The sequence below is a fragment of the Lysinibacillus sp. FSL L8-0126 genome (assembly GCF_038630385.1).
GTDB classification, from domain to species: domain Bacteria; phylum Bacillota; class Bacilli; order Bacillales_A; family Planococcaceae; genus Lysinibacillus; species Lysinibacillus fusiformis_D.
In genome coordinates, this window is record NZ_CP152028.1 from 4607772 (window position 1) to 4623060 (window position 15289).

At 40.2% G+C, this 15289-nt stretch carries 12 protein-coding genes and 1 pseudogene; 4 read left to right on the forward strand and 9 right to left on the reverse strand.

All coding sequences use genetic code 11. The annotated features are described in order from the left end of the window. Positions 1 to 998: 998 nt before the first annotated feature. Positions 999 to 2168 carry an FtsW/RodA/SpoVE family cell cycle protein gene (locus MHI34_RS22395; protein ID WP_271912815.1) on the forward strand — a complete coding sequence of 390 codons (1170 nt, stop codon included), beginning with the start codon at positions 999 to 1001 and terminating at the stop codon, positions 2166 to 2168. A 30-nt stretch (positions 2169 to 2198) separates the two neighbouring features. On the opposite strand, the pseudogene MHI34_RS22400 reads toward MHI34_RS22395, so the two are convergent. The 7 genes and pseudogenes from MHI34_RS22400 to MHI34_RS22430 all read right to left on the reverse strand — a co-directional run. Next, positions 2199 to 2312, reverse strand: a pseudogene (locus tag MHI34_RS22400) (IS200/IS605 family transposase); the annotation flags it as partial. A gap of 204 nt (positions 2313 to 2516) precedes the next feature. Continuing rightward, positions 2517 to 2726, reverse strand: a complete 210-nt coding sequence (locus MHI34_RS22405; protein WP_016995612.1) for a hypothetical protein — start codon at positions 2724 to 2726, stop codon at positions 2517 to 2519. 45 nt (positions 2727 to 2771) lie between these two features. Continuing rightward, positions 2772 to 4289, reverse strand: coding sequence for an NCS1 family transporter (locus tag MHI34_RS22410; protein WP_036118680.1), 1518 nt, complete (start codon positions 4287 to 4289; stop codon positions 2772 to 2774). 138 nt (positions 4290 to 4427) lie between these two features. Further along, positions 4428 to 5690, reverse strand: coding sequence for an NAD-dependent dihydropyrimidine dehydrogenase subunit PreA (gene preA / locus MHI34_RS22415; protein ID WP_036118683.1), 1263 nt, complete (start codon positions 5688 to 5690; stop codon positions 4428 to 4430). Between the two features lie 309 nt (positions 5691 to 5999). Beyond that, positions 6000 to 7367, reverse strand: coding sequence for an NAD(P)-dependent oxidoreductase (locus MHI34_RS22420; RefSeq protein ID WP_058844630.1), 1368 nt, complete (start codon positions 7365 to 7367; stop codon positions 6000 to 6002). 99 nt (positions 7368 to 7466) lie between these two features. Beyond that, positions 7467 to 8870: a dihydropyrimidinase gene (gene hydA, locus MHI34_RS22425; protein WP_058844631.1), complete on the reverse strand. Its 1404-nt coding sequence runs from the start codon at positions 8868 to 8870 to the stop codon at positions 7467 to 7469. A 44-nt stretch (positions 8871 to 8914) separates the two neighbouring features. Next, on the reverse strand, positions 8915 to 10159 hold the full coding sequence (locus tag MHI34_RS22430; RefSeq protein WP_342503994.1) for a Zn-dependent hydrolase: 1245 nt from the start codon (positions 10157 to 10159) through the stop codon (positions 8915 to 8917). 140 nt (positions 10160 to 10299) lie between these two features. Between MHI34_RS22430 and MHI34_RS22435 the strand changes: the two genes are divergently transcribed. After that, the gene (locus tag MHI34_RS22435) at positions 10300 to 11469 is read left to right on the forward strand and encodes a PucR family transcriptional regulator (RefSeq protein WP_036118693.1); all 1170 of its coding nucleotides are present in this window, start codon (positions 10300 to 10302) and stop codon (positions 11467 to 11469) included. 119 nt (positions 11470 to 11588) lie between these two features. Here the strand turns inward: MHI34_RS22435 and MHI34_RS22440 are convergent, their stop codons facing one another. After that, complete coding sequence (locus MHI34_RS22440) at positions 11589 to 11804, reverse strand: hypothetical protein (RefSeq protein ID WP_101966329.1); 216 nt, start codon at positions 11802 to 11804, stop codon at positions 11589 to 11591. 36 nt (positions 11805 to 11840) lie between these two features. Between MHI34_RS22440 and MHI34_RS22445 the strand changes: the two genes are divergently transcribed. Both MHI34_RS22445 and MHI34_RS22450 read left to right on the forward strand, forming a co-directional pair. Continuing rightward, the gene (locus MHI34_RS22445; RefSeq protein ID WP_342503995.1) at positions 11841 to 13202 is read left to right on the forward strand and encodes an aspartate aminotransferase family protein; all 1362 of its coding nucleotides are present in this window, start codon (positions 11841 to 11843) and stop codon (positions 13200 to 13202) included. A 13-nt stretch (positions 13203 to 13215) separates the two neighbouring features. Then, positions 13216 to 14736 (forward strand): CoA-acylating methylmalonate-semialdehyde dehydrogenase, encoded by a 1521-nt coding sequence (locus tag MHI34_RS22450; protein WP_342503996.1) that lies wholly within the window; start codon positions 13216 to 13218, stop codon positions 14734 to 14736. A gap of 107 nt (positions 14737 to 14843) precedes the next feature. On the opposite strand, the gene MHI34_RS22455 is transcribed toward MHI34_RS22450, so the two are convergent. Next, a complete protein-coding gene (locus tag MHI34_RS22455) occupies positions 14844 to 15173 on the reverse strand; it encodes a DUF378 domain-containing protein (protein WP_036125191.1) in 330 nt (109 codons plus the stop codon). Positions 15174 to 15289 lie beyond the last annotated feature (116 nt).

Sequence of the window (15289 nt, forward strand, 5' to 3'; positions counted from 1 at the left end):
TTTAGGAAAAACAAAAAATAATGATATTTTGATAGATTTAGCTCATACCGCTCTTTCATTTTATAACTTTACTAAATAACGCAAAGGAGTCTCCACTAGGTTAGTAGAGACTTCTCATGTTGTTGAAAAAAGATGATGTCAACGGCAGAAAAAGCAAATTTGCAAGGTAAGAGGTTGATTTCCGTTCCGTCAGCGCCCTTTCCAGGGGGCGTCCGATGAGCCGCTTCACTCACTTACGCTCGCTCCAGGGTCTCATCTGTGACGCTAAATCCCCTAGGAGTGACGCTGGCTCCACTCCAATCAACCATTCTGCAAAGTGCCTTTACTTTTTTCATAGTAATATAGCGATTAAATAGCCCATTATTTTTAGAGGGAATAAGCTCTTATTTTCAATATGGAGAAGTGATGCGTGACAACACCTCTTCATAAAAAGTAGTGAACACCTTCACTTTATTTGAAAATTTCGCTAAAAAGGTAAAACTTTTGTGGGCTGGAGTGGAAGGCTACTTGACTCCCGTGGGATAGCGAGACAGGCGAGCCTCTAAACGGAGCGGTAGCGGAGGAAGCGGCTCGGCGCTCGCCCACAGGAAAGCAAGTAGCCTGCAACGGAAATCCATTTCTACCTTTCAATTGACTGTTTTGTTTTTCCACACTAAGAGGAGTCTCCACTAGGTTAGTAGAGACTTCTTTTAACGCTTAATTTGATTAATAGGCTAGTATAACTTTTCCCTAAATTATCAACATTAAAAATACCTAATAATCCATTCGATAGTACAAGTAGCTTGTCTTTCCCATATGTATCAAAAAACCAGTTATCCATATATCACCAATAATTAAAGTATATAGCTAGAAATCACTTGTTCTATTTTTGTGGAAATTGGATGAATAGTTAAGCAAAATAATCTGAAGTCAAATTTATTACCCCGTTATGTCGCAACCTTCCATAGTTACCAATCGTTATCGTTAATAGTTGCTTCTAACAAAGGGGAGATATTTGAATGTTACATTTCAATAAATTGGATAAAAGTTTAGTAATTAGCTTGATGCTACTAGGTATGATTAGTTGTCTCTTTGTCCATTCCAGTAGTACGGTGTTCGAACAGTATTCAAGCTCATTTATTATAAAGCAGTTTATTTATTACATAATCGGATTTTTAACTATGTATGGGATAGCCATACTTGATATTGAACAGCTTAAAAAAATTGGCTGGCCGTTTTATTGGATAATGGTGTTATTAACATTTAGCTTATTCATTGCACCTGAAAGTATAGCTAGAACTATAAACGAGGCGAAGCGCTGGTACCAAATTCCTTTGCTAGGATCATTTCAGCCGTCAGAGTTTTTAAAGTTCGCCTTTTTAATCGTTGTCAGCAAGGTTATCGTCGCACATCGAGAGAAATACGAACGTCCTACCTTTTTCACGGATATGAGGCTTCTCTTCATAATTGCTATTATATCTCTTCCACCGATGCTCGCCGTTTACAAGCAACCTGATACAGGCATGGTCATGCTTTATATGTCGATGATTTTACCAATGATTTTCTTTTCAGGTATACAAAGAAAATTGCTTGTCATCTTTACAGCCGTCCCTCTATCAATTATTAGTGTTGTGGTACTTTTATATATAAAATCCCACGATTTTTTTACAGATAAAATTTTAAATAAATTATCAGGGCATCAAATTTCTCGAATTCATGGTTGGTTACAGCCATATGAATATCCAGATTCTTCTTATCAAACGAGGCAGGGGTTTTTAGCAATTGGTACAGGTGAGTTTACTGGGAAAGGATACATGAACAATAATGTTTATGTCGTGGAGAAACATACTGATTTTATTTTTGCGAATATTGCCGAAGAGCTAGGCTTTATTGGAGGATCATTTATAATTGCACTTTTATTTTTTGTTATTTACCGTATTGTTGTTATTACAGTACAAGCAAGAGACCCATTTATGACACTGATGGGTGCAGGAATTTCTAGCTTATTGGCCTTCCAAATTACCCAAAATATTGGTATGACCATTGGGCTTCTACCAGTAACTGGTATGACACTGCCATTTTTAAGCTATGGTGGAAGTTCACTAATATCAAATTTTATGCTAATGGGTATTGTGATGATTATCTACAAATCTTATAGCGGCTATATGTTTAAAGCAACAAAAGAATAAGTAATGAAATGTATAAGCTTTTAGTATTACTGCTTCTAGCAGGAGTAGCTTTCTTATGCTTACCATCTGGCGTAAAACTTTACCTATATCTGCTTTGATTTGCCCATAAATAATCTGTCTTCTATACTGGGGAGCAAAGACGATTTAATACTTACAATTCCATGTTGTGTGCTAAACTTTTATAATCCATTTGGATTTCCTTTCGTACGAAGTTGATTGACCAGACCTCATTGTACGAAAGGGTTTTTTTCTTGTCTATAGCTAGAAGCTCTTTGGAACCCTCGCATCGTTTCAAAAGATACAAAAAACTCTATTCCCATCTCATTGAAAGGAATAGAGTGTAGGTCATTATTGTAATAATGTTTGTTCTTGTAATTTTGCAGAGAAGTATTTACGTGCATCCGCTGTCAGAATTTGCAACAATGTCACTTCTTCCTGACGAGCAAATTCTACAAACATCCCACTTAAATTTTCGTAGACATATTTGATTTTAAAGCCACTATCTAAATAATGATCTACTTTTTGGATTTCCTCTGTGCTTTGTTGGAATTCAGACATGTCATCACCTCACCTTCTTTTGAAAATGTCTTGATGTAGTCTATCTTACTCGGCGCCCTTCATTTCTAACAGAGGATCTGGTTGCTCCACAAGTTCTTCCTCCTCTAGGGCCGACGTTGGAGCAGATGCTGGTTGCCCAAATAGTTCATCCAAATTATGCCCGACTGTAATGCCTAAATATTTGGCATCACTCGGGTCTTCTAGCTCCGCCTGTGGATACTTTTTAAACCACCAATACTTCGCTAATACATAATATACAGCCGCTCCAACAACAAATCCTACTAAAGAGGAATAAGTTGCAAAAATATTCGCGACCGCTCCCCCAATGACCCAGGCAATTAACCCGGCCATATTAAAGCCCTTATAATATTTAAATTGCCCATCTAACTCATAAAGCTCTTTAACATGAACACGGCGTTTACGAATTAGGTAATAATCAGCAAATAAAATACCTACAATGGCCGTTAAAATACCGCCAATTATTAATAGGACATTGACCATCACATCAAATAGGCTCCAAGGCTGTGCAATAATACCAATAATTCCTGCAATGACAACCCCTACCCAAAACGGTACTTTAGGACCGCCAATATTAGAGAAAATCGTCGCAGCTGGCACAACATTGGCAGAGGTATTAGTCGACCATTGCGCTAACACAATCATCAACAATAAAATACCTAAAATAAAGCCGCTTGCACTTTGTTGTAGGGCGTTGATCGGATCAGCCGATGCAACAGCCATATAACAAACTGCTCCAATTGCGACAATGAATGTATTGGTAATTGGCATAACAATTAATGAGCCAACAAGCTGTGTTTTATTACGTTTAAACCAATTTCGCTCATTTTTAGGTGCCTTAAAGAAACGAGATAGGGAAGGCATATCGGCTGCGAGTGTTGCCCAAAAGCCCATATTTGCCATCACGACTACCATAAAAGCGGTAAAAGCAGCAATGCCTGTTGTTGGGGTTTCCACCCACGTCCAAATATTTTTTCCTTGTGACGTTGCACTATCTGCTAATGTGTAGTACATCCAACAAGAAATTAAAATAATGACAGGTGCTGCTAAATCAGCAAAGCGCTCAATGGATTTAATCCCTAGGGATGTATTAAAAAGTTGAAGAGCAGCAAATACAAGGAAACAGATAAACCAATTATTAAAGCCAAACATTAAATTTAAAATACCATTTATCGCTAAAGCACCGAAATACGTATTAAGACCAAACCAACAAGCAGCTGTGACACCACGTACAAGGGAAGGTATATGTGTACCGAATGTGCCAAAAGGTGCACGCATATAGACTGGGAATGATAGCCCATGCTCAATTCCTATATCACCAATTAACGTCATAAAGACACCGATTAAACAAGAGCCTACCAATGTTGCTACAATAACCATTGGTAGTGATAAGTTCATAATGGCTGAGCCACCAATGGCAAAAGCCGCTAGAACAATCGCCATGCCAATCCAAATCACTGCAAAACCAAATGTTCCAATATTTCTTTGTTGATGTGTCACTGGAAGTAAATCTGGGGATTTCAAATAATTCCCTTCACGTTCCATCCTACTTCTCTCCTTTTTCTCTAATTTCCGTGACAACCTACTTGAAGTTATGCCTTCCTCCACCAAATGCTGAAGGAAGGTGGAATTTCGATTTTAATCATCTTTTATCTTATATTCAGTATTGAGCTAAAGAGGCCATTATTTTGACAGACTGCTCAGAAGGGCTTGACGTTCATTCCATGTCATTGGCGGAATCGTTGATGGACGTTCTACCATTGTAATGGCACCGTCGACAGGACAAACAATGGAGCATAGATTACAGCCGACACAGTCTTCCTCACGAACCTTTAGCATTGGACGATCACCCTCTGTATAGAGATCAATACATTGATGGGAAGTATCCTCGCACGCAATATGGCACTTATTACAATTGATACAAACATCATTATTAATTTCTGCAACAATTTTATAATTTAAATCCAAATCACCCCAGCTTGAATATCTTTGCACAGAACGACCTACTAAATCCATGACCGAAGCTAGGCCTTTATCATCTAAATAATTATTCAGTCCATCAATCATATCCTCCACAATACTAAAGCCATGATGCATCGCTGCTGTACATACTTGGACGCCTGTGGCACCCATTAAAATAAACTCTGCTGCATCTTGCCAGTTCGAGATACCACCAATGCCCGAAATCGGTACATTGACTAATGGATTACGGGCACATTCTGCAACCATATTGAGGGCAATCGGTTTAACTGCTGGACCACAATAGCCACCATGTGCCCCTTTGCCAGCTACATTAGGCACTGTATTCCACGAATCTAAATCGACACCTGCTAAACTATTAATCGTATTAATCATACTAACTGCATCTGCTCCACCTCTTGTCGCTGCCTCCGCCGTTACAGTAATATCTGTAATGTTTGGTGTTAGCTTCACAATAACAGGTGTACGCGCTGCTTCCTTTACCCAGTACGTTTGTTTTTCCACCAACTCAGGGACTTGACCAGAGGCAGAACCCATGCCTCGTTCTGCCATCCCATGTGGACAACCAAAGTTAAGCTCAAGACCATCAACCCCCACATCTTCTACGCGTTTCACAATTTCATGCCACTTTTCCTGCTTTGGCTCTACCATTAACGAGGCAATAATCGCATGATTCGGAAATCTCTTTTTCGTCTCATATATTTCTTGTAAATTTACTTCTAATGGTCGATCTGTAATTAACTCAATATTGTTGAAGCCTGCGACACGTTGACCATTAAAACTAACTGCTGCAAAACGAGAGGACACATTTAAAATTGGTTCCCCCAATGTTTTCCAAACAGCACCACCCCAGCCTGCTTCAAATGCACGCTGTACTTGATAACCTGAATTCGTTGGTGGTGCGGATGCTAGCCAAAATGGATTAGGTGATTTGATACCCGCTAAATTAATGCGTAAGTCAGCCATATAAGTTCCCCCTCTATCCCTTATTAACAAGCTATTTTGTACCGAAAGCATAGCATCAGGTATAGGCTGTAAGTCCACTACTTCTCAATGTAAAGTAACGCTAAAGTATTCAAATGAAGGATCAACAGCCTGTAAAAACCCGATTGCTAGTTTCACTTTATCCCGTATTAACAGGCTGTAAGTCCACTACTTCTCAATGTAAAGTAATGCTAAAGTATTCAAATGAAGGATCAACAGCCTGTAAAAACCCGATTGGTGAAACTAACAATCCGTGGAGGATGAAAAACCTCCACGGATTGAAGGTTCACTTTATGCAATCTCACTTGGTTTTCTTAAACGTTCATGAATCTTGTATGCTGCATCTTTTCCTTGTTGTACAGCGGTCACCACCATCGCTTCCCCCTGTCCATTACCAAAGACAACATCTCCACAAGCAAATACTTTGTCATGAGACGTTTGCATTGTCGTTTCATCAATATCGACAACCCCATTTGTATGGGCTAAACCAAAGGCTTCAATTAACGATACAAAACGCGTTTGTCCAATGGCTTTAATCACCGCATCCACTTCGATGATAAAATTGGAGCCTTCAACTTCTTCTGGTCGTTGTCTCCCATCAGCACCAGCCTCACCAAGCTTCATTTTCACACATTCAATGCCTGTCACCTTGCCCGTTTTATTGCCAATAATTTTCTTCGGTGCAGTTAGCCATTTAAATTCCACGCCATCCTGCTTAGCAAATTCATATTCAAATTTGTACGCTGTCATTTCTTTTTGCGTTCTTCTGTACAGAATTTGCACATTGTCAGCACCTAAGCGCACTGCACTTGTAGCACCATCAATGGCTGTATTTCCTGCTCCAATCACAGCTACTCGTTTTCCTACAATATCATTTGTAAGCGGTCCCATTTTTGTTTTTCGCACAAAGTCAATGGCATCATGTACACCTTCTAGGTCTTCACCTTTAATGCCCAGATTCGGCACAGCCCCCATACCGACAGCTAATATCACACTGTCATATTGCGCCAAAATTTCAGCTGCTGTAATATCCACACCTACAGCTGTATTGGTTTGAATGTCCACACCGAGCTGTTCAATTTGGTCCACTTCCCAATCTACAACTTCATTTGGTAAACGGAACGCTACAATGCCATAGCTACCTAAACCTCCAGCCTTTGCCTCCGCCTCATAAATCGTTACATGATAGCCTAAGCGGCTGAGTTCACGTGCTGCCGATAAACCAGCAGGGCCTGCTCCAATAATGGCTACTTTCTGTCCATTATGCTGGCCTGGTTGGAATAGCTGGGCATTTGTTTCCATTGCCCAATCCGTTGCATAACGCTGTAACTCACCAATTTTAATTGGCTTTGTTGAAGAATTTAAGACACACGCCCCTTCACATAGTTCTTCTGTTGGACAAACCCTCGCACAGCTTGCACCAATAGGATTTGCTTCTAATATAGTCGTAGCAGAACCCTTCATATTACCAGATGCAATTTTTTTTATGAAATTCGGGATTTGAATACTTGTTGGACAGGCTTTAATACATGGAGCGTCATAGCAATATAGACAACGATTGGCTTCCTCAATAGCCTCATTCTTTGTCATCTTTCCTTTTAATTCCATGAAATTACGTCTAAGCTGTATGGTCATCGCGTTTTCTTGAATCGGAACCATTTCCACATCCCCCTCATGTGAGCATTTTTTCCGTGAATCAATTACTAAACCGATTGTTTTGTTCTCCACTCAAAACAATCGGTCGTCTACTGAAGGAAGCTAAATATTTAACGCTTCCGCAACTACTGTTCTTAATGGACGTTTAATGTATTGTCCACTGCCAAGTATGCCTACAAATTCTTTATTTTTAATGACATATTCCCCTCGGACTAGGACACTAACAGGCTCCCCTGTCACTTCCCAGCCTTCATATGGGTTATAGTCAACATTCATATGATGCGTTTTAGCCGAAATTTGGCGTTTTGCCTCTGGGTCAAAAATAACGATATCCGCATCAGAACCAATCGCAATCGTTCCTTTTTGCGGGAATAAGCCAAATATTTTTGCCGCACTAGTAGAAATCATATCCACAAATTCATGGATTGAAATTCTCCCCTTTGCTACACCCTCCGAATATAAAATACTGAATCGATCTTCAATGAATGGCCCGCCATTTGGAATTTTCGAGAAATCATTTAAGCCTAGCTGCTTTTTGCCCTTAAAGCTAAAGGAGCATTGATCTGAGCCAATGGTCTGAAGCTGTTTCGCCTTTAATGCATGCCATAAATGCTCTTGATGATACTTCGGACGAAGTGGTGGCGACCATACATATTTGGCTCCCTCAAAGCCTGGCTGTGCTAAGGCTGATTGATCGAGTGTTAAATATGGCGGACAAGTTTCACCATAGACGTCATAGCCTTTTTCACGAGCAGCAATAATTTCATCCACTGCTTCTTTACATGTCACATGCACCACATAGAGCTTTGCTCCAGCAATATGGGCTAATTCGATGGCACGCTTTGTTGCCTCTCCCTCTAATTCGGCTGGACGAGTCAGTGCATGATAAATGGGTTCCTTATGACCAGCACGTCGAGCTTCTTCTACCAGCTCATCAATAACAGAGCCATTCTCACAATGTACCATCACCACAGCACCAAGATCTTTAGCGATTTTAAAGGCTTTAAATAAAGTACGATCTGTTGCTTGGAATTCTTTTGCATACGCCATAAAGACTTTTACAGAGGTAATGCCCTCTTGCTCCAGTAGCTTAGGTAATTCAGCTTCCGTTTCAGGTGTTAAGTCGCCAATCATTAGGTGGAAACCATAATCAATAGCTGACTTTCCTTTAGCCTTGTCATGCCATTTCTCCACCGCTGTAGACAATTTTTCTTCCCCAGCTGTTAAACAGAAATCTAAAATAGTAGTTGTCCCACCATAGGCCGCTGCAATTGTACCTGATTTCCAATCATCATCTGTCACCGTATTATTGAATGGCATATCTAAATGCGTATGGGGATCAATGCCACCAGGTAATACGTACTTACCTGTTGCATCAATTATTTCAGCATTAGCATCCGTTAAATTTTGTCCAATCTGAACAATTTTACCGTTATCAATTAAAATATCTGCCTCAAATACGTCAGCAGCAGTTGCAACTCGTCCACCTTTAATGATTTTTTTCATTGTGCCCCTCACCCTTCATCACAAAATTAGAGAATCCTTGATGTTTAATGCAGTGTATATGTCTCGCCCAGACTAAACTTTGTTTGTAGCGTTAACACCGTTTCTAGTAGAATATCTGCTCCCTTTGCACAATCCTCAAAGGTTGTTTCCTCTTCTTCACAATGACTCTTGCCTTCGATACTTGGGACAAAAATCATCGCGGAAGGAACCATACTTGCCATATACTGTGCATCATGACCAGCGCCGCTAAACATACGATGAGCTGAGTAACCAAAGCTTTGACATGCTCTTTCTACTTCATTGCAAATGGCGCTATCGAAATGCACGGTATCTCTTCCCCATAGCTTGACAGGCTGAATATGGCATCCGCCTGCTGTCTCTGGAAGTGCATGGAGAATATCCTCAACCAGTTGCATGACCTCTGGCTTTTGGTGACGGGAATCAATGGTAAATGTCACCTTATTCGGGATGACTGTATGAATATTTGGAGAAACATGCATACGACCAAAGGTAAACACAAGCTGTTCATCCACCTTGCCTAATTGCTCATGGAGCTCTGTCATGATCGTCGATGCAACAATCATCGGATCTTTGCGCATTGACATTGGCGTTGTCCCTGCGTGATTCGATTGCCCCGTAATGGTGATTTCGTAGCAGACCATGCCTAGTACACCTTCAACAACACCAATCTCACGTTGTTTTGTCTCTAATACTGGCCCTTGCTCAATATGCAATTCAATATAAGCCAGTGCTTCTTTTAGACGATTGATCTGCTCTCCTTCATAGCCACTTGCTTGTAATGCTTCTTGAAAGCGAATGCCATTTTTATCTGTGGATTGCAGCATTTTTTCTTTATCAAACTTCGAGGTGATGACCCCTGAACTCATCATGGCTGGATCAAAACGTGCCCCCTCTTCGTTCGTGAAATTGACAATCATAAGTGGAATATCCACATCAATGTCATTTTCCTTTATTGTTCGAATGGCCTCGATAGCTGTCAGTATGCCTAACACGCCATCAAATCTCCCACCTTTTTCAACAGAATCTAGATGGGAACCCATAACGATGGGCGGCACATTCTTTTTCCCAGGAAGCGTGGCATAAATATTCCCCATATCATCTACCTGAATGTTCATACCTAACGCCTCACAACACTTACAAAAATAGTTTCTTGCTAAAACGTCCTCATCCGAAAGAGACAAACGTGTGACACCACCATTGTCAGTGGCTCCAAATTGACTAAATTGTTCAATTAACTCTTGCAATCGTCTACTATTACATTTATACATATGCAAGTCCTCTCTTTCACAGTAGTTATTAAACATTCTAAAATAAATAAAACTTGTGAGATATGGATAGTAAACTAAAAAAATATGTGCAACTGCACATCATATATGGTAAGTTATGTTCATAATTAAGGGGGGGAAATATGGGGACGATTCGTAAAATTGTAGAGGGTGTTCAATTCCCAATGCTCACATTAGTCGCTGGACATAGTGGTACGTATCGCAGAGTTACTGGTATTAACGTTGTGGAGAGCAGTGATTTAATCATGTTTTGTAGACCTAATGAATTAGTCGTCACAACAGGCATTCATTTAGATGCACAAGCAGCTTCCTTAGAACAGCTTGTCAAACAAGCCTACACCAAAAAAGTAGCTGGCTTTATCATTAATACAGGGCCTTTCATTCCTGATATTCCAGAAGCCGTCATCTCTTTCGCTAATCAACATGATTTCCCTATTTTTCAAATGCCATGGAATTATCGTATTGCCGATCTATTAAAAACTACTTTTCAATTTATTGCCAACCATCATCAAGAGCTCTCCATCGAAGAAAAGGTACTTTTCAATCTACTATTTCACTACAAACAAAACGCTAACACGATGAAAGATCAACTAGCACAGCTAGGATTTCCCCACGGGAGAGAATTAGCGATCATTACTTGCACAACCATTGGCACTCAAGCTTCTATTGACCGTTATGAGGTGATGATGCAATTCGCTTTTCAAAATCGCTATCAACGCTTCTTAAAATTAAAGCATAAAAATCACCTCATTTTTCTAATTGATAAAGCTCAAATCATAACACCGAATGTACCCTTCTCAAAAGTCGTGGAAGAAATCTATGAAAAAATCACCTTAAAAAACGGTTTCTTAGATATTATTATCGGAAAAGGGAACTATTATAAAGAGCTAGAAAATGCTCGTAAAAGCTATGATGAGTCATTAACTGTCATTCATTTAGCACAGCTTCATAACAACCGTTACTTATACAAATATCAAGAAATTGGTGCTTATAAAATACTTATGGCTGTGCAAAATCAGCCCTTGATGAAGTCTTTCAGTCAGGATATTTTAGGACAGCTTTATCGCTATGATGAATTGCACAACACAGATTACGTTCCTTTTTTACGCATATTTGTTGAGGAAAATGGCAGTACAAGTAGGATTAGTGAACGTCAATTTATTCATCGTAATACGGTTCTTTATAAAATAAAGAAAATCGAAATGCTATTGGACATGGACTTAAGTAATCCCTTTACGAAAACTAACCTGTATATTGCTTTTTTAATTGAGGATGTTTTAACACATCAGTAGATTACTTAATTATCTGATTTTTCAATCTTTTTACCTCTGCTATTTTTTCAAAAAAACTCGGCTACAAAATCTGCGACATCCTCCAGAGATTGTGAGGCAACATGATATTGGTCACACCGTCATTGCCACAGAACGTGGTGTTTTTTGACGGTGTTCTTTTCTTTCAGCGATTGATTGGACACCCACTGCAAACACTCATCTCCCTCAGAGTAGGAGGAAATCTTCAGTTCAATCAAGATAAATACCCCTTCTAAAACACTTAAGGCATACATATAAAGTACAAATGGGGTCAACTGTGCATTTTCGTTGTCCACATCTGATACAAACATATGCATGCTATTCAACCACCTATACAGAGGGAGTGAAGCTTCGTGACTAATGTAACAAGCCCAAATTGGCAAGTGAAAGATGAACAATTTGTTTGGCACTCTATGAAGCCATACAATCCGAATGCAACGATGATTGTCCAATCGTCTAAAGGAGCATGGATTACCGACATTGAAGGAAAACGCTATTTAGATGCTATGGCTGGTTTATGGTGTGTGAATGTTGGCTATGGACGAGAGGACATTGCCAAAGTTGCCTATGAGCAATTGCTTGAAAATACGTATACACCATTATCTGTAGGGCATATCCCTGCCATTAAATTAAGCGAAAAAATTAGTGAGCTTTTAGAAGATGATTATGTCGTCTTTTTCTCCAATAGTGGCTCTGAAGCAAATGAGGCTGCCTTCAAAATCGCTAGACAATATCATCAACAAAAAGGTCATGCCAATCGAACGAAAATTATCTCTCGTTATCGTGCCTATCATGGGAGCTCAATGGGTGCTTTGGCAGCTACTGGACAAGCTCAGCGAAAATATAAATATGAGCCACTGGCACCTGGTTTTCTTCATGTCACACCGCCTGACACGTATCGTGCAAATGAAGACCATATTAAAAGTAAGGACCCTTGTGCATTACCATCCGTTCAAGCGATTGATCATATTATGACATGGGAAATGTCCGATTCCATTGCAGCTATCATTATGGAGCCGATCATCACTGGTGGTGGCGTGCTTATGCCCCATGACCATTACTTACAAGGGGTCAAAACTATTTGTGAAAAGCATGGTGCATTGCTTATTGTCGATGAAGTAATTTGTGGTTTTGGACGTACTGGCAAAGCTTTTGGATTTCAAAATTACGGCATCCAGCCTGATATTGTGACAATGGCGAAAGGCTTAACAAGTGCTTATATGCCTGTGTCAGCTACAGCTGTTCGCCGTGAAATTTATGAGGCTTTTGCAGGGAGTGAGGAATATGACTTTTTCCGCCATGTCAACACATTCGGTGGATCACCAGCGGCATGTGCCGTAGCACTAAAAAATATTGAAATAATGGAGCGGGAAGATTTATTTGCCCAGTCCGCTTCGCTAGGAGCAACACTTCTGGCTACCTTACAGGAGCAATTAAAGGAACATCCATATGTTGGGGATATTCGTGGGAAAGGCTTATTGATTGGCGTTGAGCTTGTTCAAGATAAAGACAGCAAAACACCACTCGATGTTACGCTTGTAAACAAAGTGATTGCGCAATGTAAGGAACTCGGATTAATCATTGGGAAAAATGGTGTAACCGTTGCAGGTTTCAATAATGTATTGACATTATCTCCGCCACTGATTATCTCCTCAGATGAGAAAGATTTTATTATTGAAAAATTTGTGCAGGCATTACAATCTATTAAACTGTAGGAGGAATAGCTAGATGGTAACGAATACCGACATAAAAGAGCTAGGTCATTTTATCAATGGACAAACGATTTTAGGGAAAAGTGGCCAGTTATCAGATGTTCACAACCCAAGTACTGGCACTGTCATCGCTCGTGTTCCTTTAGCAACAACAGCGGAGGTGCAGGAAGCGATTACTGCTGCCAAAGCTGCCTTCCCAGCTTGGCGTGCTTTATCTATTGGGAAACGAGCAGAAATCGTCCTAAAGTTTCGCCAACTATTAACAGAAAATATGGATGAGTTAATCGATATGATCTGTACTGAAAGTGGCAAAACAATGGAGGATGCAAAAGGCGAAATTACACGAGGTTTAGAGTCAGTAGATTTAGCTATTAATGCCCCACATCTACTAAAAGGTGAATATTCCGTTAATGTAGGTGGTCATATCAATGCCTATTCGATGAAAGTACCATTAGGCGTAGTGGCGGCTATCTCGCCATTTAATTTCCCTGCCATGGTTCCACTAGCCATTACAAGCATGGCGATAGCCGTAGGAAATTGTGTGATTTTAAAGCCATCAGAGCGTGTTCCTTGCTCCGCTCTATTTTTATCAGAGCTATGGAAAGAAGCTGGTTTACCAGATGGTGTCTGGACTGTCATTAATGGCGATAAAGAGGCTGTCAATGAGCTGTTATGCAACCCAGCCATTGAAGCAATTTCCTTTGTCGGCTCTACACCCGTCGCAGAAGTTATTTATGCCACAGCCTCTAAACATGGGAAACGTGTGACAGCGTTAGGTGGTGGTAAAAATAATATGGTGGTTATGCCAGATGCTGACTTAGAGCACGTTGCCAATGCCTTTCTAGGTGCTGCCTTTGGAGCTGCCTCTCAGCGTTGTATGGCGATTTCAACTATTATTCCTGTAGGTGAGGATACAGCCAATAAATTAGTCAGTATTCTTGCTGATAAAATTGCCAAATTAAAAGTGGGTCCGTATACAGACTCCGAAGTCGATTTTGGACCAGTTATTACACAGCAGTCCAAGGATGCCATTATTGGTTTTATCGATCGTAGCGTGGAAGAAGGTGCTACAATTGTCTGTGATGGAAGAAATCCTAATATCGCCAAGCAATCGAATGGTTTCTACTTGGGTCCTACCCTACTCGATCACGTAAAGCCTGGGATGGAAATTTATGAGCAAGAAGTATTTGGACCTGCACGGAATATTGTTCGAGTAGCTACATTGGATGAGGCAATTGCTCTTATTAATGCCCATGAATTAGGGAATGGTGTGACAATCTTTACAAACAATGGTGCGGCTGCTCGGAAATTTACCACTGAAATTGAAGTTGGAATGGTAGGTGTCAACGTGCCCATTCCTATTCCAGTAGGCTATCACAATTTCGGTGGCTGGAAACGTTCAAGATTCGGTGAAGGGCATATGTTTGGCCCTGACCAAGTACGTTTCTTCACAAAAACGAAAACCATATCAGAAAGATGGGTGGAACAAGGAAATGATGTAACCTCATCCTTTGCTTTTCCGAGTAATCAAGACTAATCACTAAAATAAACATTCGTGTTGCTTCTTAAAGGAGCCATGCGAATGTTTTTGCTCTATATAAAAAAACTGACGAACCAAATTGGTCACCAGTTTTTGCAGATTGATTAGTCGTTCTCTTTTTTCTCCACTTTTTTCACTTCTGTCTTTGTTACTTCAGTGAAATCCGCTTCCTCCCCAGCCTCCATGCCATAGCTAGGATTTCTGTCCATACGAGTGAATGTATCTACATCATCCTCGTCTTCAAATCGCTTCACAAGAATTGGTATGGTGATTAGACCCGCAAGTCCAACAAGGGCATATATCCATCGAGATAAGACCGCAGTTTGTCCACCAAACAAATAAGCAACTAAATCAAATCTAAAGAATCCAATGAGTCCCCAGTTGATTGCACCTATAATGACTAATACTAAGGCAATTCTATAAAGCACGCTCATGCGTACACCTCCTTTATCGTCTTTACTCCAAGCTGAATTTTCAGCAGGGAGATGTCATAAGAAGCGATAAAATGACAAAGACTAGTCATTAAAACCGCCATTTTGACGGTCTTATT